Raw genomic sequence first — 25164 nt, forward strand, 5'->3', positions numbered from 1 at the left:
AATTCACTTAAATCGAGAATTCAATGAATCAAGACATGGAAAATCTACAGGCGCCCGATGAGCCTGAGCGAGACGAAGCAAATGGGAAGACATTTACTAAGAACCCTGAATTAGTTTATGTGTATTCTGCGGATTTGCTATTGGGCAAAGAATTGACCCATGCTCTGCGTTTTTACAATCACGAAGTCATATGTTTCAGTGATTTGGCAGAGTTTAGATCCGCCATTATCGTAAGGCTCCCTGCTGCGGTGATATTGGATATAGATTCTCCGGAAGGGCAACGTGCAAAAAAAGCAATGGCAGAACGCATTTTAGTGAATTTCCCGGCGATCTATGTGTCGGCGAATGACAACTTCAAAGATCGCTTAGAAGCCGCACGTGAAGGGGCTGAAGGCTATTTCATTAAGCCACTTGACATACAAGCACTGAGCACCCGCATTGATGAAAAAATTGCTAAAAATACGGTGCATTCCTATCGCATTTTGGTTGTTGACGATGACGAGTTTTTTTTGGATTTCTTTAATGCAGTCCTTAGTAGTGCGGGCATGCATGTGAGAACACTAATTGATCCGACACATATTTTGGATGAGATGAAAAAATTCAAACCAGAATTGGTTTTGACGGACTTCCATATGCCGCAATGTAATGGTGTTGAGATGTCGAAAGTGCTTCGTCAAAACAATCATTATCTTGATATTCCCATTGTTTTTCTCTCATCGGAAATCGATATGCAGAAACAACTAGGTGCATTGGAAATTGGTGCGGATGATTTTCTGACCAAACCCATCGATCCAGAAAAATTAATAACATCTATCTCAAGTCGGGCAGAGCGTTATCGTAACTTGCGCAACAAAATTTAGCGATTTAGTCCATTCCTCTATTCTGCATTTACAAATTGCTTGGGAGGCTTCCTGGAGTTGCAATTCATTAGCATGTCCTATTTTGGGCTTAAGAAACTCAGCACATTGACGCGCGCTTTTTTAATATCATGCATCTCGCTGCACCCCATACCCGACATAAAACTCTCTGCAGGGAGTTGAACCTCACGGAAAGTTTAATTTAGGTTGAAATCAAAACGCCTGATTTTACTCTATGCTAAGCTTCGCTGATCCCCACAATAAGCAAGGCACCGCCATGTTAGAACTACGCCCCAGCTGCGAACACTGTAACAAAAGTTTAGCGCCAGACGCGACCGATGCGCAAATTTGTTCTTACGAATGCACCTTTTGTGCCAACTGTGTAGAACATGTATTGCACAATGTATGCCCCAACTGTGGCGGTGGATTTACGCCTCGTCCGGTTCGCCCAGCACAAAATAGACGGAACGAAAACTATCTTGGCAAAAATCCTGCCAGTACTAAGCGCGTATTCAAACCGGTCGATCCAGAAGTACACGCGGCCTTTATCAAAGACCTGGTAACAATTCCAGCACACTTACGCTAAATATTGCCCCAAGCTTGCAATGACCATGAGCCAAACCCAACTTAGTCCTCGCCACATACTGACCGCCCTCGTCGTCATTGTTTTGTGGGGTATGAATTTTGTCGTCATTAAAGTAGGTTTGAAGGGAATGCCACCGTTGTTACTAGGCGCCTTACGTTTTGTCTTTGTCGCTTTTCCTGCCATCTTTTTTTTAGCTAGACCTAAGGTCGAACTCAAGTGGTTGATCGCCTATGCCGCGACCATCAGTTTTGCACAATTCGCATTTCTATTTTCCGCGATTGCCGTCGGTATGCCGGCTGGATTGGCTTCGCTAGTCTTACAAGCCCAGGCTTTTTTCACAGTAGGTTTATCCGCACTGGTATTCGGTGACAAACTCAGAACCAGCAATGTACTTGGTATGCTCTTAGCTAGTGTTGGGTTAGCTTTACTCGGCAGTGCAAGCATAGGCGTTCAAGCAAACGCAAGTCACGTTAGCCTGGCTGGATTCGTCCTAACCTTATGCGCAGCCTTATCTTGGGCTTGCGGCAATATCATCAGTAAAAAAATGGGTCAAGTCGGCATACTCAATCTCGTAGCGTGGAGCGCCCTACTCCCCATCATTCCTTTTGTAATCATGTCCTGCTTGATTGATGGTAGTGACGTCGTAATGAACAGTCTGCGCAATATCAACTTAAACTCAATATTGGCGATTCTCTACCTATCAGGCGCTGCCAGCTTAATTGGTTACACGCTTTGGGGGAAATTACTCACCACCCTACCGACTCATGTGGTGGCACCGATGACTTTATTGGTGCCAGTAGTTGGCTTGTCTTCTGCGTGGATACTGTTGGGTGAAGCACTGAACCATATCCAGATCGCTGGTGCCCTTGTTGTCATGGCCGGATTATTATTGAATGTATTTGGCTACAAAATATCTATTTGGTTTCGCGAAATGATCGCTAGCAACAAAACCTAAACAAGACATTCGATTTTGCATTCACCTTATGACAGCTACTGCATTAGCTGCAGCAACTGACACAATTAAATACGTACGCCATCACTTCAATAATTAATTCGTAAGATTCATCTTTAAAACACTGTATTCAGAGCTGATATACAAGGTATTTGGCGCTACAAATTGAATGTCATTGATGCGGCCTAAAGTGTTCGGGAAGGTACTTAGTCCAATTCCAAATTTGCCTGCGACGCCAGCGATAGTTGTTACGACGCCTGTTGGGCTAATTTTGCGTACGGTGTGATTTTTGCCGAGCACGTAGGTATTTGTACTATCCAACTTATAAGGTGATGAGTCTGCAACATAGATATTTCCTGACAAATCAGAAGTAATCGATCCAGGCTCATCTAATCTTGCATTCGTACCAGCAGCATCAATCACACCAGCTTCTCCGAATCGCCCGGCAACCGTAGTTACATTGGCAGAAGTATCAATTTTTCTTAAGACGTTTTTATCAGTCACGTAAATGCTGCCATCACGACTCACATGCAGACCATTAATTTGACTAAATCGAGCGGCTGCTCCGTTTGCGTCTATATACTCACTTTTCCCAATCTGACCCGCAATCAGAATTGCTCCAGTCTCTGGGCTGAAACGAAAAACAGCATTAGCAATCGCAAAATACAATCGATCTTGTGCATCGATAGCGAGTTCAACTGGCGCTTCTGAGTAATTCAAAGTCATTAATGCAATCGCTGTACCGGAAGGTCCGATCCGATAAATTTTGTCGATCGATGCTAGATATAAATTTCCTTTTGTATCGGCGACAAATCCTCTTGTTGGAGGATTATCTAAATAATCAAAAGAATCTCCCCGAACTCCCGGCAATCGGGTTAACTCGCCATTTGCAGATATCCGACTAAATATCTTATCGCGTACAACCCCAGCGGGTACTTCGTAGCTAAACAGCTCCCCATTGCTTGCAGCTAACTGCGGCGGATAATAAAACTGAGCATTTACACCAATGCCGTCAAATGGGATCAAGCTTGGTGAGACGAGTGAATTAGGGTTGGGCTTAATTGCGTTATACCAACTCCTAATATGGCCTGCAAATGGTCTCACTTCAGCATAATTGCTTTGTACATTAATAATCATCACACGATGATTTCGTGTGTCTGCAAGAACTATTTGGCCGTTGTCGCCTATCGCAATCTTGGCAAGTCCTATACTCGATAGGTCCATTTGCGTATCCAAGAAGTTTGCCTGCCCATTCTTACTTAGTCGACGCAGCGTTAAGCCTGCCCCACCAACATTCGTGACAAAAACATTCCCCGCGGGATCAATCGCAATTCCGCCCCCCTTAGACCTTGCTGGTGCGAAGTCCAGAGTTGTTACTTGCCCTTCAGGTGTGATTTTACGGATAGCCACGTCATCTAGTACAAAGAGATTATTCTCTTTATCTACAACAATTCCTTCCAGGGAAGTGAATCTGGCGTTGCCCCCTTTTCCATCTAACAAGCCCAATTCGTTTGATTTTCCGGCGAAAACACTTAACTCACCTGACTTAGTAATTCGATGGATCAATTCATTTTCCATCACAAACAAATTACCTAAGCTATCCACTACAAGATCTTTTAACTCGGCGTCTGCTTTCAAGGCGATTTGCGTGGGTAAAGTGCTAATTACGCCTTGAGATGTAATACTACGAATTAGCTTATTTTTACCGTCAATGACATAGAGTTTGCCGTCTCTATCAACCGTCAAAGCGCGTGGTGAATCAAAAGCCGCAAAGGTCGTTACAACACCTGCAGTGGTGATTTTACGTATTAGTCCATTTCCGGTATCGCAGACAAATATAGTCCCATCTTTATCCACGACCAGATTCTTAGGCAGGTTAAAACGTGCTCCCGCTCCAACCCCATCGATGTTACCCATTCCACCGATATCTCCAGCAACAAACTCTATGCGAGCACGTGATTGAATAGGCAAAGTCAGACTTTGACTCACACTGCCTATACTCGCCGTTATGGTGACTGAATTTGCACCACCTAGGCTTTGTGGCGATGGTGGAGTGTATTGGATAGTGTCGCCGCTAGTCGCACTCAAACTACCCAAACTCGAATTATTTAAGCTCCAATTGACCGTGCCGCTACCCTGCGATTTGCTCACGGTCAGTGAGACAGGCACACCGCCCGCATACACTTCATTGCTAGTAGCAGAGATAGTCAGCGACACGGTACTCGTGCCAGGATTAGTGCTCGGTGATGCGGAGCCACTAGAGGACCCACCGCAGCCGCTTAACAAGCTCAGGAGAATTGCCGAAAAGACAAACGTTGGTAGATTTAGTTTAAAAGATGGTCGATAAGCGGAGAACGGTATTTTCATTATTAATCAAGTTTAAATTACATGAAAGCATGCGAAATTGATTACGGAGGATAGCATAATCTCATACTATCAATTTGGGAATTTCTCGCTGACAAGACTAACCAACAGAAATCCAAGCACAACAAAATCTATTCGCGCATGCGAACTAAACCTGACTATTTGGTTTGATCGTCTGGCCTAAATCCCCATTGCGGACTGAGCAAAATTGCCAACACAGCGGCTACAGCAATCAAGACCGAGAGCCAAAAGGCGATAGAACTGTCAGCGACACGGTGCGGATAAATCTTCACCACGGCACCGAGGCCAATGACATTTCCCCCCGCAACCAACACGGCGGACGCATAGTCATGAAAACGTCGCGCCTTATTGGCGCCGATTGCCCATTTTTGATGGGTGTTATAGCTAGGTAAGCTTTCATGGGCATCACCTAATTGCTCTAAAGCCGATAAAAAGCGCCGCAAATTGGTAATCGCCCGCTCCGCTTTGTAATTCAAAAATGCCAGACTGAGTGAGGCAACCGGGAAGCCTAGCATCAGCCATTCGACGGGAACTTCACCACGCGACTCTCCTGATTTGAGTGCGACCAATGCCGCTAATAAGCTAACTACCAAGGTGACATACAAAGCCAGAGCTTGCTGTCGTTGTGTGATACGAGCGTTCACTTCGTTATAGGCGGCGATGAAACGGTAGTTGGCATCAACGGAAGTAGTTTTAGACATGGTCGCGCTTTCAAAAGTGAGAGTGACGGCAGATTAATTAGGCAACGCGAAATTATAAACGTCATAACATCCACGTGCGCTGCTATCCGCATTTTGAGGCGTCGTCAGCAAGATTTTTTCAAACCTTCTATAATTTCAGTAATTCGTGAAAATTCAGTAATACCTGCAATTTAAGCAATTACTAATAAAATAAGGAAAGACTATGGATAGCTTAAGCCCGCTCACCCAACGCTTCATTTTGCACTTCGGTGAAATGGGCAGCCGCTGGGGCATTAATCGGACCGTCGGCCAAATGTATGCCCTGCTCTACGTGCTGGGCAAACCCTTGAACGCAGATGAAATTGCTGAGCATCTCTCTTTTTCACGTTCCAACGTGAGTATGGGCCTTAAAGAATTACAAGCCTGGCGCCTGGTGAAATTGATGCATAAACCGGGTGACAGGCGCGAGTATTTCGAACCGCCCAAAGATATCTGGGATATTTTCAAAGCCTTACTTGAAGAGCGCCGTCGTCGCGAAATCGAACCGACTTTATCCATGCTGCGCGACGCCTTACTCGAAAGCCCAGCTTCCGAGGAGGACAAACTAGCGCAAGAACGCATGCGTGAAATGTATCAATTGATCGAGCTGTCGACTTCTTGGTTTGACGACGTGCAGCGCCTTTCACCGGAAACCTTAGCCTCATTAATGAAGATGGGTTCAAAGGTTGGCAAGCTACTCGACATCCGCGACAAGTTCCGTTTCAGTGACGCTGAAAAAGACGAAAAATAATACAAAACCGCGAGATGAGCATGCTAGCGATCTTAAGAAAAATCACCAACAAAAGTAAACATACCGGGCTTCCACTTTGGTTGGAAATCAGCCTGATTCTTTGCCTGAAACTGTTAGCGATATTTATCTTATGGAAGCTGTTCTTTTCGCAGCCTAGCACCAAAAAAATGCGCTTGCCGACACCCGTGGTTGAGCAACATCTATTATCAAAACCAACACCGCCTGCGCAACAACACCACAAAAAAACAAATTGAAATCCTTTACAGAGAGCCGAGGAAAACCATGAATCCGATAGAGGAAGTCGTCAACCTATCACGACTGCAGTTCGCGATTACCGCCATGTATCACTTCTTATTTGTACCTCTGACACTAGGCCTGTCGTGGATACTCGTGATTATGGAGTCGGTCTACGTGATGACAGGGCGCGAGATTTATCGCGATATGACAAAATTTTGGGGCAAGTTATTCGCCATTAATTTTGCCATGGGTGTCACAACGGGCATTACCTTAGAGTTTCAATTTGGTACCAATTGGTCGTACTACTCGCACTATGTGGGCGACATCTTTGGCACGCCGCTGGCAATCGAAGGCATGATGGCTTTCTTTTTGGAATCTAGTTTCGTTGGACTGATGTTCTTCGGTTGGAACCGTCTGTCTAAACAAGCTCACCTCGGCGTCACCTTTTTGGTCGCGCTCGGCTCCAACCTATCCGCGCTTTGGATATTGATCGCCAATGGCTGGATGAATAATCCTGTCGGTGCCGAATTCAACTATGAAACCATGCGCATGGAACTGGTGAGCATGACGCAAGTTATTTTCAATCCCGTCGCGCAAGTCAAATTTGTTCATACCGTTGCTTCGGGTTATGTAGCGGCATCTCTATTTGTATTAGGCGTTTCTTCATACTACTTACTCAAAGCGCGCGACACTGCATTTGCGATTCGTTCATTTGCTATCGCTGCGGCATTTGGCTTGGCCTCGACCTTGTCAGTGATTGTATTGGGTGACGAGTCTGGCTATACCGCCGGTGAGGTGAATAAAATAAAGCTCGCGGCGATTGAAGCAGAATGGCATACTGAACCTGCACCAGCGGCCTTCACGGTCATCGGACTGCCAAACGACGAAAAGGAACACACTGACTATGCCATCAAAATTCCCTACCTGATGGGCATCATTGCGACCCGCTCTACCGATACGCAAGTCACAGGCATCAAAGATTTGAAACAAGAGAATCGCCTGCGCATCATTAACGGCATGCAAGCCTATGCCAAGTTGACTCAACTAAAATCAGGCGCCCTCACTGGGGAAGCTTTAGAAAAAGCACGCGCCGAGTTCAAAATTTTGAAACCTGATTTGGGCTATGGCTTACTGCTCAAAAAATACACGAACAACGTTGTAGACGCCACGCCAGAACAAATCACAAAAGCTGCAAATGACTCCATCCCCAAAGTCGCGCCGCTGTTCTTAGGATTTCGTCTGATGGTGGGCTTAGGTATCTTGTTTTTGTTCATTTTTAGCGTTTCATTTTATTTCTTAATACGACGTCGTTTAGCCAAGCATCGCTGGCTGCTCAAGTTGGCCTTATTTAGTATTCCTTTACCTTGGGTGGCGATAGAAACGGGTTGGTTGGTCGCTGAGTACGGCAGACAGCCGTGGACGATTGCGGGTGTATTACCAACACATCTTTCCGCCTCAACCCGTACCGTCAATGATCTGTATTTCAGTCTAAGCGGCTTTGTCATTTTCTACACGCTGCTCTTAATCGTGGAACTGTATCTAATGTTCAAGTATGCACGACTTGGACCTAGCGCTTTACATACGGGTAGATATCATTTTGAGCTAGCGCAGAATGCTGACCCCAAATATGAACCTACGGCTAAAACATAAGCGCAAAAAAATAAATTCTAGAAAAAGGACATCGTATGTTTGACTATGAAACGCTCAAAATTATTTGGTGGTGCTTTGTTGCAGTTTTGTTGATCGGATTTGCTTTAATGGATGGCTTCGATTTTGGGGTCGGCATGCTGCTACCCATCATAGGAAAAAGTGACGTAGAAAGACGCATTATGCTCAATAGCATTGGCCCCACCTGGGAAGGTAATCAGACCTGGTTCATCGCTGCGGGTGGTGCCTTATTCGCTGCATGGCCACTTGCGTACGCCGCCGCGTTTTCAGGTTTTTATGTGGCCTTGATGTTGCTCTTGTTTTCGCTATTTTTTCGCCCTGTCGGTTTTGATTACCGTAGCAAGATCGCGGATACTCGTTGGCGTTCGACTTGGGATTGGCTCTTGTTCATAGGCGGTTTCGTGCCACCACTTATTTTCGGTGTGGCTATTGGTAATTTATTACTCGGGGTACCGTTCTTTTATGATGGCGACATGCGTCTTGCTTATGAAGGCGGCCTCATCGAATTACTCAATCCATTTGGCCTACTCGCCGGTGTTTTAAGCTTGGCTATGCTATGTATGCACGGCGCTGCATTCTTGATCACAAAAACAGAAGGCGCTTTAGCTCAACGAGCAAGAAGTAGTCTAATCATTGCCGCTAGCGTAACCGTGGTTTGTTTTGCGATCGGCGGTGTACTGATTGCAAAGCAGGTAGAAGGATTTCGTATTGTGAGTATGCCAGACACTAATTCTGCTTTTATGCCAGTCGCCAAAACAGTGAGTCGTGCCACGGGTGCATGGCTAGATAATTACACACACTGGTCGTGGTTGTGGTGCGTTCCCGCCAGTGCATTTATCGCCGCAATGGCGAGTGTCTTTCTAACGATACGTGGCCATGCTGTAGGCGCGTTTCTTGCCAGTGGTGTAGTCGTCACTGCGATTATTCTTACGGCAGGCTTATCAATATTCCCCTTTGTAATGCCCTCCTCCATCAATCCGAATAGCAGTTTAACTGCGTGGGATGTCGTCGCCAGTCATAAGAGTTTAGGCATCATGTTTTGGGTAGTGGTGATTTTCTTGCCGATTATCGTGATGTACACCGCGTGGATCTACCGCATTATGCGCGGCAAGGTTAATGAGCAGCACATTGCAGATCATCAGCATTCGGCCTATTGATCTAGATCACTTTGCGAATAACAAAAAAGGAGTCACTATGTGGTATTTCAATTGGATATTAGGTATAGGTTTGGCGCTGGCTTTTGGCATTATTAATGTCATGTGGCTAGAGGCAAATTATGCATTTGGCGAGCGCGATGAGGCTGCGACACAAGAGCGATTTGAGTTATCGCGTCAGGACGAAGAACGTCAATAAAAAAGAGCCCGACGAATGGCAATGCGGTTCAATTAAGCTCACGACATCGTGACGTCATCCCTGCGTAGGCAGGGATCTAGTGTCTTTCGACAGTGACGCCGCTGGATTCCCGCCTTCGCGGGAATGACGAAAAATGAGATCAGAGCTTAACTGATCAGTATCTGCCGGCGATTACTTTATGCCAGCTTTACTACGAATATCTGCAGGAATTGCATCCTTATGTACCATGAAGTAGATGGTCTTCATTTTCACGTAATTTTTACTCATGTGCAGGTGGCCTTCGAAAGGGCCGCTGCTAATACCATAGCTATTTTTGGTTAAGAAAAATTGATTACCTTTTTCATCTTTGCTCAAACCAACGATATGCATGCTGTGATCGTCTGTGCTGCGCCAGTCATCAAAGGCTTCTTGACGTGATACCTGAGTCACTTCTTTCGCATCATCTTCTAACATGGCATAGCCTTCTTTCACATTAAAACCTTTTTCACTGGTATCGCCGCCCCAAGAGATACTAAAGCCCTTGTTCAAGGCATTCGTCATAATGCGTTCCATATCGGCCAAAGGCACATTCAAATAGCGATTATCGTGTGACCAGTTGTCGGGAATTTCTAAACGCATACGCTGATAAAAGGGATGATGACTAAAACTCGTCACTTCCACATAATCTTCCGGTTTCAACTTTAAGACCTGATCACGAAACGACTGTGGCGTGTACACCTTACCTTCAAAAATAAAATTCTCAGGCGGCTTACCAATATAAGCATCCAAGATTCCATTAAACGCAGCGCGCCAGGACTTACTTGGGCGCCCCCCCTTAATTACCGCATCCAGAAATGCTTTAGAAGTCAAGGCCAACTCAGCATGATCAAGGCGAGACTCGTCTTCTTTCAGGCCAGTGAAATTAACTTTAGGCACAGCACCATAGAGGCGCAACATTTCCATGGCATCGTGATTATTGCCACCTTCCCAAAACGTCGCTTTTCCCTGCACGCGCAAATAAGCATCCGCTTTGAGTGGGTAAGCGTGACGCACGCCAAATACTTCAGACAATTCAATTAATTTACCACCTAAACGCACTACCTCGCTTTCCATAAAGGACGCTGTTGCAAAATTCCAGCAGGTATTGGTTCTCGCCTGATCTTTCGCAACAGTACGCTGTGACTCAACTTCGATCGCAAAAGTTTTCTTTGCGGTATTCGTAGAAGCATTGTTTGCAGGCACAGCTTGCTGTGACAAGGCCACAACTGAAGTCATACACAATACGCCTATCAAGGCAACTGTCTTCATTTTCTTCATGTCTCTTACTCTTATTGTGAAAGGTGGAAAAACGCTATGATAAAGACATCACACTCAGACGGCTAGTCCACTCAACAGAAAACACTATAGACAAAAATCTCTAGAACCTATCCTAGCCTCCCACAATTACCGAGATCAGCAGCTGTCCGAAACTATTCTGTTGCAAGCATTGATTCCTTGCTAGAATCCGAGATAACATCACCTACCCCGAGTCAAAAAATATGAAAAAAGCTCTTGGATTTTCCTTACTAGAAGCGATGGTCGCTGTCGCTATCATTGCGATCTTAGCGGCGATGGCAGTTCCTTCTTACTTATACAAAATTGTCCGGGAACAAATTGAATCCACCATGCCATTAACTGATGTGGCAAAGACACCTATAGCCATCGCGTGGAAAACCGAACAGATTATGCCTGCCGATAATGCTGCAGCCGGAATTCCGGTGCCCGATAAAATCGTGAGTAACCTAGTTAAAAGCGTAGCGGTAGAAAATGGAGCGATTCACGTCACTTTTGGCAATCGTGCCAACGGCGCTCTAAAAGACAAAATTTTGACGCTGCGCCCAGCTGTCATAGAAGATGCGCCTGTTGTACCTGTGACGTGGGTATGTGGTGAAGCGGAAGCCCCAGAGAAGATGGTAATAAAAGGTTCAAACCGCACTACTTTAGAGAAGCAATATCTGCCACCTATGTGCCGTGCTCGTAGTAATAAGTGACCCCGCAACCGCATCGCGGGTAGCAATTAATATCTAGCCAAATCGCTTTAGGTATCCAAACATAAAAAAATGCCGCAGAACAGACTTAGTCTGTATGCGGCATTTTTGCAGCCTATCTTGAGTCAAATTTCGACTATATAGTAATTAAGCTTAGAACTTATATTCAAAATTAACACGCACAGCCACATTGGTCGGGGTTTTATTAGTACGAACCAGAGAGCCCGTCGCGTCAGTATAGGTGCTGGAAGATACATTATCCTGATGCAAAGCATTGCCCAAAGCGACACGCAAATTAGTCTTAGCATCAAACTTCCACAACGCATAGACATCTACCACGCGTTTTGGAATACCGTAGCTACTTTGATTCACAGAAATACGCACAGGGCCAGCGCTTTGGAAGCTAAGGTTACCGCCCAAAGTCAAAGGCACGTCATCCAATTTGTAATCCATACCAAAGTTTGCACTAACTGGTGTTTGCGCATCTAAGCGGTTATTCGGGCCAGGTACCGAATTCACTGTCGATGAATTGAATGCTAAATTCGCGCGAAAATCGATTGCCGGTGCGTCATCGATCAGTGTACGTAAAGGGAACTTCGCGTCAAATTCAACGCCACGAGTATTTGCCAAACCATCATTGGTTGGCATTGCAACCCAGCGACCATCATTCACAATCGAGGTACGAGTAAAGTCGTCAATACGGCGCAAGAAGAAATTGACACTCAAAATGCCGCCATCCGACAAATAGTGTTCAAATCCGGTATCAATACCCCACGCCAATTCTGGCTTCAGATTTGGGTTACCCATGTTGTCAGGGCTGGTCGCAGAATTGTTCGTAGACAAAAAGCGACGTGGTATCAAGTTACCAGTGTCCGGCGCTTTGTAAGTGCGCGTCAAACCGAAGCGAATCTGGTCGTTTTTACTACCCGGGATTTTATACAAGGTTTGCAAAATCGGGCTCAAGACGCTAGAGCGATTATTAATTTCCGCATAGGTATTACCCTTACTCGTCGTATCAATACCTTCCCAACGCAAGCCCGCATATATTGATAAAGCTTTAGAATAATTCCATTCATCTTGTACGAACAAAGCCACACGATTTACTTTGGCGTCAAAATTTTCATTAGTATTGTAGGGAGTGATCGGACCGATTCCAACTATCGCGTCACGGCGCACATTGTCCTCACCGCGTTTACTAAAACCACCATCCCAACCTGCTACTAAAGCGTGATTTTCGACAAACGGAGCAGTGTATTTACCTCCGTATGTAAAACCATTATCGGTACTGGCGGAATTGTACGAGCGTGCCAAAGTTTGCGAGACACCTTGCGCATTGGAGTTATTTTCACTTTCGCGTTTATTATAGTTAGCGCCAAAACGGACATCGAGTTTGGCACTATCGGCTAGTTTGTGTGCCCACGTTAAATTGGTACGTAATGAAGTACTGTCAGAAACAGTTTTTGCATTTTCTGTCAAAAACAATGGGCGTTCGCCTATTAAGGTCGTTGTATCAGACAGATTGCGACTATTAAAACGATTGGCGTTCAAAAAACTTTGCGATGTCAATATATCGCCATTCTCTAACATCCAATTGACGCGCGGAGAGATACCAACGGAAGAAAAAGCACCGTTACTTTCAGTCTTGGTTTGCCGCGCTAAGGTAATGACACCTTTATTATTGGTGAATACTTCATCACTGACTGAAGGACGCTGAAAATCGCCATGAAGCAAGTTGCCGGAAATTGAATAAGAAATCTTTCCAATTTTGTCTGACAATTGCAGGCTGACATTCCCACCATATCGACCATTTTCTTCGCTACCGCCGAGTTTCAATTCACGCTGTGCGGTCACGATCGCTTTTTTCAAAACGATATTGATCGCGCCAGCAATTGATTGCGTACTCAATTCCGCGGTGGCAGAGCGTATCACTTCGATACGCTCGATATTATCAGGTGACAAAGAATCCAGAGAAAAACCTGGAGGACTAGGCTCACCATTCAACATAATTTGTGTGTAACCAGCGCCCAAACCACGCATACGAATTGCACCGCCACGACCTTGCACACCACCTATCGTGACACCAGGCAAACGCTTTAACACGTCGCCAATATTCGTGTCGCCATAACGCACAATATCTTCTTGCGTGACGACGATTTTACTAGCGGTATCTTGACGACGCTCGTCGTAACCTTTAGCACCACTGATCTCGACTTTTTGCACAGCGACTGGCGCAGCTGGCGTAGTAGCTTTTACAGGCGCTGGTACTGCTTGCTTTGGTTTAGTTTCTGCTTCTGTTGTCGTTTGCTGCGCCATTGCACTTGAACCATACGCCAACATGAGCGCCAGAGGAATTGAAGCTAAACGAAATTGTGTTGATGCTAGGGACATATAAATACCAAAAAATGATTAATGATGGTGCTTCGACTTGGCGCCCGAGAAGAAAGTTCAGCGTGATACCGTAAAGGAAACACTTTGATACAAAAGCGATTGAGATTGCAACAAAGCGGCTAATACCGAAACATAGAATGGCAACAGCTCGCATTATTCATGCGTTTTTTACATTTAGGAAAACACTAACCATGCTTGAATTGAATAACCGCGGCGCGGATTATACCTCGTTCCGAAAAACGCAGTTTTATACGATCAGCTTATTAGCAGACATGATCTAGCTAAGTGCGACTAAGGTAATTGCTTCAAAGCCTGCAATAAAGGAATGCAAGCGTCCGCCACGCGATCAATACTCTGCTCGCGCAAGGCGTTTAAATCGACTGTTATTTCACTCTCCAAGCCCGCCCATTGCAATATGGCTTTGCAAGCTTCAGGATGGTCAAATAAACCATGTAGGTAAGTACCAAGAATTAAGTTATCAGGGGAACGTGTACCCTCTTCCTCGCCATCAACGATAAACGCTGGCAAGGTATCACTACTAGCGTAAGTGACGCCCATATGGATTTCATAGCCACTGACTTTGGCTGCTGGCATATCACCAAAGGCACAAGTACCTGCCACTTGTTGAAGACGCTTTTCCTTCGTCAATTCGGTCGTAATATCAAGTAATCCTAAGGCAACTGAGTCACCCGACTTACCTTCAACACCGTGCGGGTCACTGACGATTTGTCCCAGCATTTGATAGCCGCCACAAATACCAATGACCTTGCCACCATAGCGTAAGTGTTTTTCTAATACTTGTTGCCAGCCGCGTTGCTTTAAGAACGCTAAATCGTCACGGGTATTTTTACTACCCGGCAAAATGATCAGATCGGCAGGCGGAATCGGATGATCCGGGCCGATAAACTGCAAATCAACATCAGGATGCGCGCGCAATGCATCAAAGTCGGTGTGGTTTGCAATTCTAGGGATAGCTGGAACGATGATACGAAATTTTCCTGTACTGTTTTGCTTAAGTTGTATCGCATCTTCCGCATCTAACATCAGTCCGTGTAAATACGGCAGCACTGCTAACACGGGCTTCCCCGTTTTTTGCTCCAACCATTCCAAGCCTGGCTCCAACAAACTGATATCGCCGCGGAAGCGATTAATGACAAAGCCGATAATTCGGTTTTGCTCCGACTCAGACAAGCAAGCCAAGGTACCAATAAAATGGGCGAATACACCGCCACGATCTATATCCGCCACCAAAATTACTGGACAATCGACCGCTTCGGCGAAACCCATATTCGCAATATCACGCGCACGTAAATTCACCTCGGCTGGGCTACCCGCGCCTTCAACAATAATGGCATCGTATTGCGCTTGCAATCGGGCATAAGATTCCAATACTGCCGACATAGCGACAGTTTTGTATTGATCATAATCGCGGGCATCCATATCTGCGCGGACTTTGCCATGCACGATGATCTGCGCCCCCGTATCAGATGAGGGCTTGATCAACACCGGATTCATATCGGTATGGGGCGCTACACCTGCAGCTTGAGCTTGCAAGGCTTGTGCTCGTCCTATTTCACCACCGTCTTCGGTGACTGCGCTGTTGAGTGCCATGTTCTGGGGTTTCATTGGAACCACTTTACGAGCTTCTCGCTGCAACAATCGACACAAAGCTGCCACTACAGTGCTTTTACCAGCGTCAGAAGTCGTACCTTGCACCATCAGGGTTTGAATTTTCATACGGAAATCGCTTGATTAATTGAACTAATACTGTGGCAAAAAGAAAGCTGCGCTGGCAGCCGGATTGGAAGGGAAATAAGCATGAAAATACGAAGCATGTAAGCCATTTTTGCGATAGATTGCCTCACCTCGTTCTTGATTACGTTGACGAACAGTCCAATCTGCTGCGGGGAGATCTGATTCAAGTTTAGAGTAATGAAACGTATGGCCACGCAACTCACCCGCTGGCGAATTCATCGACTGCATACCCAGCGCGGCCAAACGCTTTTGCATCGTAATTTTACCTGGCAACAATCCCGCCATCGCCCAAGTTTGCTCGGCACTATCACTAAGAATCTCAACCAAGCTCAACATACCACCACATTCTGCATAAATTGGTTTTTGTGCAGCGTGAAAAGCCTGTATCGAGGCTATCCATTGCTGCGCCTCGCTTAAGCATTTTCCGTGCAATTCAGGATAACCACCGGGCAGATATACTGCATCAGCCTGATCAGGAATTGGCTCGTTAGCCAAAGGAGAAAAATACACAAGACGCCCACCCATCTCTTGCAGACAAGTTAGATTTGCAGGATACAAAAACGCAAATGCAGCATCCCGCGCAATCGCGATCACCTTGTTCTCTAATAAGCGTGGCAAGGCAAGCGCCTGCATTTCCTCTTCGGCGAAACGGCTCACCGGTAATTGCGTCCAAATATTATCCTGTAACAGCACTTGAGCCGCCAACTCGTCCAATATGTCATCGATATGTGCGACTTCACTTGGCAACACCAAACCGAGATGTCGCTCAGGTAAAACTTTTTCTTGGCGCGGCAAACTGGCCAATAAAGGAATATCACCCAAGGCACTCTTGATCATCTGCAAATGCCCGTCCGAAGCAACCCGATTAGCAATCACGCCCGCCATCTTGACTGGACCAAAATCGCGTAAGCCCATCACCACGGCACCCAGGGTTTGTGCCATCGAAGAAGCATCCACCACCGCCATCACAGGTACGCCAAAGGCGTTTGCCAAATCGGCCGAAGATGGTGTGCCATCATACAAACCCATGACGCCTTCTATCAAGACGATATCGGATTCAGCAGCAGCTTGTGCCAGCAAGCGACGGCAAGCGGGCAAGCCCAATAGCCATAAATCTAAAGACAAGACAGGAGCGCCGCATGCCTGTGCCAAGATCATAGGGTCGATAAAATCAGCGCCGGTTTTAAAGACACGGACGCGCTTACCTCGATTAAGCAGATGTCGCGCCAATGCAGCGGTCACTGTGGTTTTACCTTGACCTGAGGCAATGGCTGACACCATCACTATCGGTGCTGAAATAGGTGTTGAGACTGCGTTATCTGCCATAAAAATTATTCATAAATTCTTCTATCTATTCTTTATGTCACTTTGGCTTACTTCACGCTCGGCAAATACAAAGTTTGATCACCATGCACAAAACTTTCTATAGGGTGACCGAGACAGAGACTCAAATTCTGCGCTGTCATAACCTGTTCTTTAACACCAGAAATATACGCACCACCTGGCATCATTAACAAGGCGTGGGTTGCAATGCCGTATGACAAATTCAAATCATGGCTAACCATCACGACAGCCTTATTTTTTTCAACACACTCGCCGGCTAGCAATCGCATCACACTAACTTGATGGCTAAGATCTAGCGCATTCGCAGGTTCATCTAACAGCATCAAGCTAGCATCTTGTGCCAACAACGCCGCGATTGCCACACGCTGCCTTTCTCCTCCAGACAAACTGCGCACATCACGTTGCGCCAACTCTTCCACGTCTAATAGACGCAAAGCCTGCATAGCAATATCTTGATCTTGCACTGACTCCCAGTAATGGGTGTCATGATAAGGATGGCGTGCGCTCAATACGGTTTCTATTACGCGGTAAGCAAAAGCATCTACACGCGATTGCGATAAAAACGAACGTTCGCGCGCCAGCTCCTCTATGCCCCACGCTTGCAAATCTTTGCCGTCTAGTTGTATTGATCCACTATCGCTATCGCGTAGATTGGCAATACATCGCAGCAAACTACTTTTACCAGCACCATTGCGACCAATCACACACCAGCACTCACCTGCCAGGACTTGCCAATTCAGATTCGCCAATAAGATTTTGTCACCTGCTTTTAAGCTTAAAGCATGGGTACTTAGCACATTGCGCACAATCATCAACGCCTCCGCAACTGATGCAACTGCATCAAAAACACCGGCACACCAATCAAGGCTGTGATAACACCGACTGGCAATTGATGTGGCGCAACGACAGTACGAGCTAAGGTGTCCGCAATGACCAGAAAGCTGCCGCCTGCCAAACTCGCAACGGGCACTAATAGTCGATGATCAGGTCCCAATGCAAAACGACAGGCATGCGGAATAATTAATCCCACAAAGCCTATGCTACCGGCGGCACTGACCGCACTGGCAGTCAATAAGGCCGCGGAGATAAAAAGTAATTGACGCAAACGCCCAATATGAATGCCTAGTGTCGAAGCATTATCCGCATGCATCGCTGCGATATTAATCGAACGCGCATGCTTCATCACCACAACTAGAATCACTACCAAAATCACCCAGGACAAATAACGCGGTTGAGTGTTAGACAGATCACCTATCATCCAAAACACCATACCACGCAAACTGCTATCTGGCGCGATAGACAAAAGCAAAGTGACGACGGCACCGCAGCCGGCGGCGACGATCACCCCAGTCAATAAAAGCAAGGGCGCGCTTCCTTCAGAACTACCGGAACCGCGCAGATCGCGATAGGCCAATATAAATAGCAAGAGCGCTACTGCAGTCGCACCACCGAAAGCGGCAATATCGACCCAGATTCCAAGTCCGAAAAACAAGATCGTAGCCAAAGCGCCAACAGAAGCGCCGCCGGACAATCCCAGAACATAAGGGTCGGCCAAAGGATTACGCAATAAAGCTTGCATCAACACGCCGGAGAGCGCCAGACTTGCTCCCGTCACAAAACCGGATAAAGCACGCGACAAGCGTAGATCCAGCACACTACTCGCGAGCGTGCTGGTTTGTCCTTGAACTACATCAAGCAATGCCTGCCCTAGCTCAGCAAAAGACAAAGCAACTGAGCCAATCATGCAGGCAAAAATTAAACTCGCCAACGACAGCAATCCCATCCCTACGATCAGAGATACTGCGCGCTTTTGAGCATTTGCAATTGCCATCGTTGTCCTTAGTTTAGGTAAGTCTCATTACCGCAAAAAACAAACCGCAGGCACAGCATCATGCCTTGCGTTCATTTAGAAACGGACAACGATCTTATTTAAAGCCGTAATTCAAACCCAAATAGAAGTTAGAGCCGGGCGTGCGGTAATTTCTAGCCAACTCATAGTCTTTGTTAGCCATGTTATTCCAACGACCCAAAACCGACCAATTTGCTGCTACTTGATAAGTTGCGACAAGATTGACAATGCCGTAACCAGGCAAACGGTTTTTATTCGCTGCGTCGTCAAAGCGCTCATCCGACAAGACCGTTTCCAAACCTAAAGTCAAATCAGACAAACGATAATCGATACCAAAACTCGCATGCTGTTTCGCACGACGCGCCAAACGCTTGCCAGTGGTTTCATCTTTAGGATCTTGAACATCGACGGTAGCGCGCAAACTAAATTGCGCGATTTTGGTTGAAGCACCGAATGTAAAACCAGACAAACGCGCCTTGTTCACATTAAATGCGCAGCCATACAAATGAGTCGTTTTTTCAACCGGACATGGGTTTGTGTTGACCAGCAAATCGGTGATTTTATTATCGTAGTACACGGCGCTGATCTGCGTCACAGCATCGTCGTAGTACAAACCGATCTCCGCATTTTTTCCAATTTCAGGCTTGTTGGACGACACTCCAAAACCAGGGTAATACAGTTCATTAAAAGTCGGCGCACGGAAACTAGTACCGTAGCTGGCATTTACACGCAGCAAATCACTCAAATGATAACCATAAGCGATACTGCCAGTTTCATGTTTGCCATATTGTGAGCTATCGTCCAGACGGGCACTGATGCTGGCCTGATGTGCGTCATATCTCGTCACATAAGCCAAAGCGTACGACAAGGTGTCGCGCTTGCCACCAAGACCTTTGGTAGTCGTACTTACGTCTTCTTTTCTATCTTCAACCACAAATTGCAAAACGTCTTTGCCGAAGCTGACATCGTTTTGCCAAGTCCAGCCAGTTTGCTTAGTATCTGCCTGACTCTTACCGTAGGAAGCATCGCTAAATACACGATCATTGGTACGGGCGAACTGTAAGCTAGAATTCCAGTTACTAGTAGGTTTAGTCCTGATAAAGCTTACCGCGTTATCAAACTTTTGCTGGCCCCGATCTCTGTAATTTAAGCCAGCATCAAAATCTACATCCAAGGTACTCTGTACAAAATTGACGCCGACGCTAACATCAGGCGCGACTTTCCAAGACAAATTACCGTTGAAACTTTTTTGTGAGTAGCCATCACGATCAGGATTGTAAGTAAAGCTACCTGCACCTGGTTTAGATGCAGAGAAGCCATCACTACTTTCTTTTGCGACATTCAAACCATATTGAAAATCATTGGTGTTGGAACCAAAAACACCTGCTTCCCATTTACGCAAACCTTCACTACCCACGCCAACACTTAAGCTGGTGTGTGCTTTAGAACCCGATTTTTTTGTGAACAACTGAATTACACCACCCATGGCATCCGCGCCATACAGGCTTGATAAAGGACCGTAGACGATTTCTATACGTTCGATCTGACTTAGAGGAATGCTGCTCCAGGTAGCGCCGCCCGTCGTTGAAGAACCGATACGTACACCATCGACGAACACCACACTTTGTGCATTGGCGGCGCCGCGAATGAAAATAGAAGACACCGAGCCTGCACCACCGGTACGGGAGATTTCAATACCACGTTGCTGTTGCAGTAAATCGACGATGCTGGTCGCACCCGATTTCATAATTTGTTCTGCGGTAATGACAACATTGTCTGCGAGCACATCTTTGGCTGCCTGCACTTGGCGCGTTGCCGTGATCAAAACATCACTAGCATTTGTTTCATTATTGTCGCCAGCGATAGCAACAGTGGTTACAGAAGAAAAGCAAGAAGCTACAGCTATGCTGAGCATAAGAGGTTTGTATTGTTGGATCATGATTGAATTCAAAAAGCTAAGCTGGCCGCAAGGCGCAAAAAAATCGCCCATGAAAAATGTGCACAGCTAAACGCAAGCTACCGACGTCCCCGTTGGCTACTTGAATACAAAGTATGATGAAACCGGAAAACCGGATTTAAAAAAACTGAATCAATAAACTGAAGCTACACGCAGTCCATTGTTAAGCTGTTTTCAAGCGATTTTATGTTGGCTATTTGCTTTAATTGAGAAAACCAATGTCAGAAAATCATAGCCGAACTTCCCCGTTCGCCATACTTCACTTATTTTGGCCGGTATCCGGGCTGACAAACTTCACCATTACACCTTCCCATGCAGTAGCACAGTGGTTATGAAGAATGGTTAATGATCAAAACTGAGACCAGGCGTTTGTACACCGTTGCGGGGGCAGCACACGTATGCAAAAGCATCATGTTTCCCGTTTAACCGCCGACATGATTATGTCCGCGAGCACCAAAACTCCGGCATTTTAACGTCTATCAGACCAAGGAACAAGAAAAAGCATATCGCCGCCGCAAATTAACTCTATGCAATGAGTTTAATCAGGCACGTTTATTCATAAGGCCAAGCTCTGAACAATGATTTAATGACGAGACAGTTTTGTTTATAGTTCAAGCTATTTAGGATCAAACTTGCTCACTAGCGATACCCAAGCATTAATTAAATCGCGATGAATACTAGCGATGTTCACGAACTTCACACCGACACGGAAATGCTCACCGCTCAACACACTATGTGTTTGTATCACCGTGCAGTTAACTTGGTGCATCGCATTAGGTAGGTTATCAATATTTGGTACTTCTAATATTAGCTGATATTCACAATCAGCCAATAGTGCCTTAGGGCATAGAAGCAAAAGACCATTATTGCTAATATTAATAATACGTATAGGGACAAGTTTTGCGTGATCAAATTTAACAGCGCCACGCCAAGTCACATTAATTCTAGGAGCCTTACGAAGTTCAAACATAGCAAATTAGCATCCAAGTAAATATCAGTGTTTCAAGAAGAGAATTGATACTTATCTTGACGCTTTCATAGTATTAAAATTAATGCCACATTTTACGATACTTTGCCACGTTTTCCCCATTTACATGCACTTATTAAAGCCAAAACCAACAAATTGGTTTCGTCAATTGCTAGTAAGTTTTCCACCGACCATAAATCAAACCTGCCACACCAGCTATGAAAGCCATCTCGAATTGCAAAGAGATACTACTCAAACTCGCTACACAGTTAAAGCCAAGTAGGTCTAACATCGGGACCGTTGTCGCTTGAGTCGCGAGATAAAGCGTGAATAAGTATAAAGACATAAAAAGTTTTTGAAGTATTAGAGGTTTTCCCTAAAAAATTAGCGGCCACACTGATACTGACAACAGCACGATTAACATCGCCATTTTTTCCCATTAGATACGGCGTATTTTCAAACAAAATAGCAGCACCAACAGCGAAGAGAATCATCGGGCATAATTAATAGCAACATATAGACAAGAGCACCAAGCCAGCAACTCAATGGGAATAGGCCATTTCTGACTGGCGTCGCCGTTATGACATGTCCAATACCACTACGAATATCTTCAACGATACGTCCACGTAAAAAATAAAACCCGATCAGCGCCAACAGAAAGCTCAACAAACTCGCGCTTCCCATTGCCAAAGCCGAACTGGTATAGAGTACCTATACTGCGTTAAGACAAACTGCAAAAAAGACGGTTTAGCTCGACAAAATGATGATTGGAAAATCACAGCGCACAGGTTTCCCATATTAAAAAACACAATGCATTGGCAGGTACACTGACATCTCAAGCAAGCCTAAGTACTAATTCAGAAAAAGCAAGCACCGATACAACATTTCATTCAATAATCATCAAGAAAAATAGACGCATGCGGGACAAAACAAGCCGAGTATGATTGAATCGAATAAATTTCCCAGAGCGTTACACCATGCCTAATGCCACATCTCGCTTTTTTGAACACGATTTTTTTGGACGACGCTTACTCGGACGGATGTTGCCTCTGATCGTATTCATCGGCACTGGTATTGCCACTGAACTGATCCTATTTGAAGAACAACGTCGTCAGACCAGCGTTCATCAATTACAATTAATCAGTGCATCAGGTGAAATTCGCGCCATCATAGAATCGGAATTGAACGCCACGATCCACCTCGCATCAGGTTTAGTCTCCTTCATTCAAACAAAAAATGGTCACTATCAAAACAGCGATATTGTCCCTTGGTTAAGCAGACTCCAAGTGCAAGAACGTAGCATCCGTAATATCACGTTGGCCCCAAATAATCGTATTCAGACTATCGTACCGCTACAAGGAAATGAATCAGCCATAGGCATTTATTTCCCTGACATGCCAGAACAATGGCCCGCCATCGAACAAATCATCATCAGTCAACGCCCTGCTTTAGTCGGCCCCTTCCAACTTAAACAAGGTGGTTTAGCGCTGGCCTATCGTGTGCCGGTATTTTTAGATAACAATGACTATTGGGGTCTGGTCACCACAATTCTTGATGCCGAATTGGTGTTCCGACTCGCGAAACAAAGAGCAAATGAATTAAGACTTGATTTTGCCATTTTTGATCTCGACCGAGTTGAATCGGGCACCGCTATCTATGGCAAGCAAGACCTCGGGCGTCAGCCCACGGCTGCTCTAAGCGTCAATATCCCGGGACGTCATATTGAACTACATACCAGAATTCAGGAGGACAATGCATTTCCTGTTTTTAGTTCGGCGCAACGGGCCATAGGCTGGCTATTTGCCGCACTCTTAAGCTTTTTATTGGCGCGCACTTTTGCAGCTTATCGTCGGCAAGCCAAGACCTACTTTGCTTTGAACGAGAGCCAACAGCGTTTCTTGAGTGCTTTCAATACCGCACCACAAGGTATGGCATTGATCAATGATGAAGGTCACTGGATCAGTATAAACCCTATGCTGTGCGATATTTTAGGCTATGACGAATACACCTTATTGAAAATTCCTGTGATTCAATTGGCTGAGAATTTGGCCATTGATCTTTTACACAAACGTTGGGTGGAGCAAGGCGAAGATAGCCTACAGTTTGAACTTGCCTTACGCCATTCAGCGGGCCACCACGTTACGTGTCTGATCAGCCTTGCGCACGTCGCACATGAACGACCAGAAAAAACTTATTGGATCTTTCAGGTAATCGACATTAGTCGTCGTATCGCGGCAGAGAAAAAATTACAGGCCAGCGCAGAATATACGCAAACAATATTGGACAACGTCGCAGAAGGCATCGTGAGCACCACACTAGATGGCACACTGCGTTCTATCAATCCAGCGGCAATCGCCATTTGGAAACAAAACGGACATATTTTCCGCAACACCAACTTCTTTCATCTGTTGGGCGGACAAAGCATCGCAAAAGAGATTGAAGAATTTGTACACGATGTCAAAGACTATGGCGCTAGTCAACTACCTTGCATGATACGAGAAAGCAGTATCCTCGACCAAGAAGGCAATAATGTCGCAATAGAGTTTCGTATCTCTGCGACGGAACAAAAAGGTGAGATAGAACTGATTATCGTCATACGTGATATCAATGAACGTAAACGTTTAGAGCAAATGCAAAGTGAATTCGTCTCTATTGTCAGTCATGAGCTAAGGACGCCGCTTACCTCGATTATTGGCTCCTTAAAGTTGATAGAAGGCGGTGTGTTTGGGGCACTTCCAGACTCACTGGGAAGAATGATACGCATTGCGCTACAGAATAGTCAGCAGTTAGCGCTGATTATTAATGACATACTCGATATGGACAAACTAGTCGCCGGAAAAATGTCTTTCAAGATTGAAGCCCTACCGATTATGCCTTTGATAGAACAAGCCGTGGAAAGCAATCTTAGCTTCGCCAAACAGCATCAGGTCGAGATCGTCGTCATAGATGAATTGACTGAATGTACAGTAATGACCGATGCTATGCGTCTCCAACAAATTTTATCGAATTTACTTTCCAATGCTGCCAAATACTCTCGCGCAAAAAGTAAAATCGAGATTCATTTAGATCAATCAATGAGCCACGTAAAAATCTCCGTACAAGATTTTGGAGAAGGCGTTCCTAAGGAATTTCAATCTCGTTTATTTAAGAAGTTTTCGCAAGTCGATAGTAGCAGCACGCGGCGCAAAGGTGGCACTGGATTAGGGCTATTCATTTGTAAAGAAATGGTAGAGCATATGAATGGAGAAATAGGATTCGAATCAACCGAAGGTGCAGGGTCACTATTTTATTTCACGATGCCTTTGTCATCTGAAGCCGAAAGCACAGCAAGTGATCCGACTGAAAACCCAGAATAGCAATAGACCTAAAAAACAAAAGGCACTTCAAAAA

21 protein-coding genes and 1 riboswitch are annotated in these 25164 nt (G+C 45.5%); of the genes, 10 read left to right on the plus strand and 11 right to left on the minus strand.

Annotated features, from left to right (window positions below):
• Positions 1-23: 23 nt before the first annotated feature.
• The 3 genes from ACO0KZ_RS15660 to ACO0KZ_RS15670 all read left to right on the plus strand — a co-directional run bounded on the left by ACO0KZ_RS15660 (position 24) and on the right by ACO0KZ_RS15670 (position 2398).
• Positions 24-860, plus strand: a complete 837-nt coding sequence (locus ACO0KZ_RS15660; protein WP_422996856.1) for a response regulator — start codon at positions 24-26, stop codon at positions 858-860.
• Positions 861-1134: 274 nt separating this feature from the next.
• Positions 1135-1443, plus strand: coding sequence for a DUF1272 domain-containing protein (locus ACO0KZ_RS15665; RefSeq protein ID WP_422996858.1), 309 nt, complete (start codon positions 1135-1137; stop codon positions 1441-1443).
• Positions 1444-1468: 25 nt separating this feature from the next.
• On the plus strand, positions 1469-2398 hold the full coding sequence (locus tag ACO0KZ_RS15670; RefSeq protein WP_422996860.1) for an EamA family transporter: 930 nt from the start codon (positions 1469-1471) through the stop codon (positions 2396-2398).
• A gap of 93 nt (positions 2399-2491) precedes the next feature.
• On the opposite strand, the gene ACO0KZ_RS15675 is transcribed toward ACO0KZ_RS15670, so the two are convergent.
• Positions 2492-4762 (minus strand): hypothetical protein, encoded by a 2271-nt coding sequence (locus ACO0KZ_RS15675; protein WP_422996862.1) that lies wholly within the window; start codon positions 4760-4762, stop codon positions 2492-2494.
• A gap of 155 nt (positions 4763-4917) precedes the next feature.
• Positions 4918-5481 carry a hypothetical protein gene (locus tag ACO0KZ_RS15680; protein WP_422996864.1) on the minus strand — a complete coding sequence of 188 codons (564 nt, stop codon included), beginning with the start codon at positions 5479-5481 and terminating at the stop codon, positions 4918-4920.
• 202 nt (positions 5482-5683) lie between these two features.
• Here ACO0KZ_RS15680 and ACO0KZ_RS15685 point away from each other — a divergent pair, with 202 nt between their 5' ends.
• Genes ACO0KZ_RS15685 through cydX form a run of 5 tightly spaced genes read left to right on the plus strand, consistent with a single transcriptional unit; the run spans position 5684 to position 9508 of the window.
• Positions 5684-6250, plus strand: a complete 567-nt coding sequence (locus ACO0KZ_RS15685; protein ID WP_422996866.1) for a GbsR/MarR family transcriptional regulator — start codon at positions 5684-5686, stop codon at positions 6248-6250.
• A gap of 20 nt (positions 6251-6270) precedes the next feature.
• Entirely contained in the window at positions 6271-6504 is a 234-nt protein-coding gene (gene cydP, locus ACO0KZ_RS15690) for a cytochrome oxidase putative small subunit CydP (RefSeq protein ID WP_422996868.1), read from the plus strand.
• A 28-nt stretch (positions 6505-6532) separates the two neighbouring features.
• Complete coding sequence (locus ACO0KZ_RS15695; RefSeq protein WP_422996870.1) at positions 6533-8137, plus strand: cytochrome ubiquinol oxidase subunit I; 1605 nt, start codon at positions 6533-6535, stop codon at positions 8135-8137.
• A 35-nt stretch (positions 8138-8172) separates the two neighbouring features.
• On the plus strand, positions 8173-9312 hold the full coding sequence (gene cydB, locus ACO0KZ_RS15700; RefSeq protein WP_422996872.1) for a cytochrome d ubiquinol oxidase subunit II: 1140 nt from the start codon (positions 8173-8175) through the stop codon (positions 9310-9312).
• 37 nt (positions 9313-9349) lie between these two features.
• Positions 9350-9508 (plus strand): cytochrome bd-I oxidase subunit CydX, encoded by a 159-nt coding sequence (gene cydX, locus ACO0KZ_RS15705; RefSeq protein WP_422996874.1) that lies wholly within the window; start codon positions 9350-9352, stop codon positions 9506-9508.
• A gap of 171 nt (positions 9509-9679) precedes the next feature.
• On the opposite strand, the gene ACO0KZ_RS15710 is transcribed toward cydX, so the two are convergent.
• The gene (locus ACO0KZ_RS15710) at positions 9680-10804 is read right to left on the minus strand and encodes a C1 family peptidase (protein ID WP_422996875.1); all 1125 of its coding nucleotides are present in this window, start codon (positions 10802-10804) and stop codon (positions 9680-9682) included.
• Between the two features lie 221 nt (positions 10805-11025).
• Between ACO0KZ_RS15710 and ACO0KZ_RS15715 the strand changes: the two genes are divergently transcribed.
• Positions 11026-11517 (plus strand): pilin, encoded by a 492-nt coding sequence (locus ACO0KZ_RS15715; RefSeq protein WP_422996876.1) that lies wholly within the window; start codon positions 11026-11028, stop codon positions 11515-11517.
• Positions 11518-11667: 150 nt separating this feature from the next.
• Here the strand turns inward: ACO0KZ_RS15715 and ACO0KZ_RS15720 are convergent, their stop codons facing one another.
• The 8 genes from ACO0KZ_RS15720 to ACO0KZ_RS15755 form a co-directional block, all read right to left on the minus strand.
• Positions 11668-13902 carry a TonB-dependent receptor plug domain-containing protein gene (locus ACO0KZ_RS15720; protein ID WP_422996878.1) on the minus strand — a complete coding sequence of 745 codons (2235 nt, stop codon included), beginning with the start codon at positions 13900-13902 and terminating at the stop codon, positions 11668-11670.
• Positions 13903-14193: 291 nt separating this feature from the next.
• Positions 14194-15639, minus strand: a complete 1446-nt coding sequence (locus tag ACO0KZ_RS15725) for a cobyric acid synthase (protein ID WP_422996880.1) — start codon at positions 15637-15639, stop codon at positions 14194-14196.
• A 24-nt stretch (positions 15640-15663) separates the two neighbouring features.
• Positions 15664-16983, minus strand: coding sequence for a cobyrinate a,c-diamide synthase (locus ACO0KZ_RS15730; RefSeq protein ID WP_422996882.1), 1320 nt, complete (start codon positions 16981-16983; stop codon positions 15664-15666).
• A 47-nt stretch (positions 16984-17030) separates the two neighbouring features.
• Positions 17031-17813 carry an ABC transporter ATP-binding protein gene (locus ACO0KZ_RS15735; RefSeq protein ID WP_422996884.1) on the minus strand — a complete coding sequence of 261 codons (783 nt, stop codon included), beginning with the start codon at positions 17811-17813 and terminating at the stop codon, positions 17031-17033.
• Positions 17813-18832: a FecCD family ABC transporter permease gene (locus ACO0KZ_RS15740; RefSeq protein WP_422996886.1), complete on the minus strand. Its 1020-nt coding sequence runs from the start codon at positions 18830-18832 to the stop codon at positions 17813-17815. The genes ACO0KZ_RS15735 and ACO0KZ_RS15740 overlap by 1 nt, the downstream gene beginning before the upstream one ends.
• Positions 18833-18926: 94 nt before the next feature.
• Positions 18927-20789, minus strand: a complete 1863-nt coding sequence (locus tag ACO0KZ_RS15745) for a TonB-dependent receptor domain-containing protein (RefSeq protein WP_422996888.1) — start codon at positions 20787-20789, stop codon at positions 18927-18929.
• Between the two features lie 271 nt (positions 20790-21060).
• Positions 21061-21280: riboswitch (cobalamin riboswitch) on the minus strand.
• A gap of 143 nt (positions 21281-21423) precedes the next feature.
• Positions 21424-21777, minus strand: a complete 354-nt coding sequence (locus ACO0KZ_RS15750) for a PilZ domain-containing protein (protein WP_422996890.1) — start codon at positions 21775-21777, stop codon at positions 21424-21426.
• Positions 21778-21946: 169 nt separating this feature from the next.
• Positions 21947-22120: a hypothetical protein gene (locus ACO0KZ_RS15755; RefSeq protein WP_422996892.1), complete on the minus strand. Its 174-nt coding sequence runs from the start codon at positions 22118-22120 to the stop codon at positions 21947-21949.
• Positions 22121-22751: 631 nt separating this feature from the next.
• Between ACO0KZ_RS15755 and ACO0KZ_RS15760 the strand changes: the two genes are divergently transcribed.
• Positions 22752-25130 (plus strand): ATP-binding protein, encoded by a 2379-nt coding sequence (locus ACO0KZ_RS15760; RefSeq protein ID WP_422996894.1) that lies wholly within the window; start codon positions 22752-22754, stop codon positions 25128-25130.
• The last annotated feature ends 34 nt before the right edge of the window (positions 25131-25164 follow it).

This window comes from Undibacterium sp. Di24W, assembly GCF_049340325.1.
Classification (GTDB): Bacteria; Pseudomonadota; Gammaproteobacteria; order Burkholderiales; family Burkholderiaceae_D; genus Undibacterium.

Coding starts and splice junctions, on each gene's coding strand:
- cydB (WP_422996872.1), top strand. CDS start 8,173: ATGTTTGACTATGAAACGCTCAAAATTATTTGGTGGTGCTTTGTTGCA.
- ACO0KZ_RS15680 (WP_422996864.1), bottom strand. CDS start 5,481: ATGTCTAAAACTACTTCCGTTGATGCCAACTACCGTTTCATCGCCGCC.
- ACO0KZ_RS15670 (WP_422996860.1), top strand. CDS start 1,469: ATGAGCCAAACCCAACTTAGTCCTCGCCACATACTGACCGCCCTCGTC.
- ACO0KZ_RS15750 (WP_422996890.1), bottom strand. CDS start 21,777: ATGTTTGAACTTCGTAAGGCTCCTAGAATTAATGTGACTTGGCGTGGC.
- ACO0KZ_RS15715 (WP_422996876.1), top strand. CDS start 11,026: ATGAAAAAAGCTCTTGGATTTTCCTTACTAGAAGCGATGGTCGCTGTC.
- ACO0KZ_RS15695 (WP_422996870.1), top strand. CDS start 6,533: ATGAATCCGATAGAGGAAGTCGTCAACCTATCACGACTGCAGTTCGCG.
- ACO0KZ_RS15755 (WP_422996892.1), bottom strand. CDS start 22,120: ATGTCTTTATACTTATTCACGCTTTATCTCGCGACTCAAGCGACAACG.
- ACO0KZ_RS15760 (WP_422996894.1), top strand. CDS start 22,752: ATGCCTAATGCCACATCTCGCTTTTTTGAACACGATTTTTTTGGACGA.
- cydP (WP_422996868.1), top strand. CDS start 6,271: ATGCTAGCGATCTTAAGAAAAATCACCAACAAAAGTAAACATACCGGG.
- ACO0KZ_RS15725 (WP_422996880.1), bottom strand. CDS start 15,639: ATGAAAATTCAAACCCTGATGGTGCAAGGTACGACTTCTGACGCTGGT.
- ACO0KZ_RS15660 (WP_422996856.1), top strand. CDS start 24: ATGAATCAAGACATGGAAAATCTACAGGCGCCCGATGAGCCTGAGCGA.
- cydX (WP_422996874.1), top strand. CDS start 9,350: ATGTGGTATTTCAATTGGATATTAGGTATAGGTTTGGCGCTGGCTTTT.
- ACO0KZ_RS15685 (WP_422996866.1), top strand. CDS start 5,684: ATGGATAGCTTAAGCCCGCTCACCCAACGCTTCATTTTGCACTTCGGT.
- ACO0KZ_RS15665 (WP_422996858.1), top strand. CDS start 1,135: ATGTTAGAACTACGCCCCAGCTGCGAACACTGTAACAAAAGTTTAGCG.
- ACO0KZ_RS15740 (WP_422996886.1), bottom strand. CDS start 18,832: ATGGCAATTGCAAATGCTCAAAAGCGCGCAGTATCTCTGATCGTAGGG.
- ACO0KZ_RS15710 (WP_422996875.1), bottom strand. CDS start 10,804: ATGAAGAAAATGAAGACAGTTGCCTTGATAGGCGTATTGTGTATGACT.
- ACO0KZ_RS15720 (WP_422996878.1), bottom strand. CDS start 13,902: ATGTCCCTAGCATCAACACAATTTCGTTTAGCTTCAATTCCTCTGGCG.
- ACO0KZ_RS15735 (WP_422996884.1), bottom strand. CDS start 17,813: ATGATTGTGCGCAATGTGCTAAGTACCCATGCTTTAAGCTTAAAAGCA.
- ACO0KZ_RS15730 (WP_422996882.1), bottom strand. CDS start 16,983: ATGGCAGATAACGCAGTCTCAACACCTATTTCAGCACCGATAGTGATG.
- ACO0KZ_RS15745 (WP_422996888.1), bottom strand. CDS start 20,789: ATGATCCAACAATACAAACCTCTTATGCTCAGCATAGCTGTAGCTTCT.
- ACO0KZ_RS15675 (WP_422996862.1), bottom strand. CDS start 4,762: ATGAAAATACCGTTCTCCGCTTATCGACCATCTTTTAAACTAAATCTA.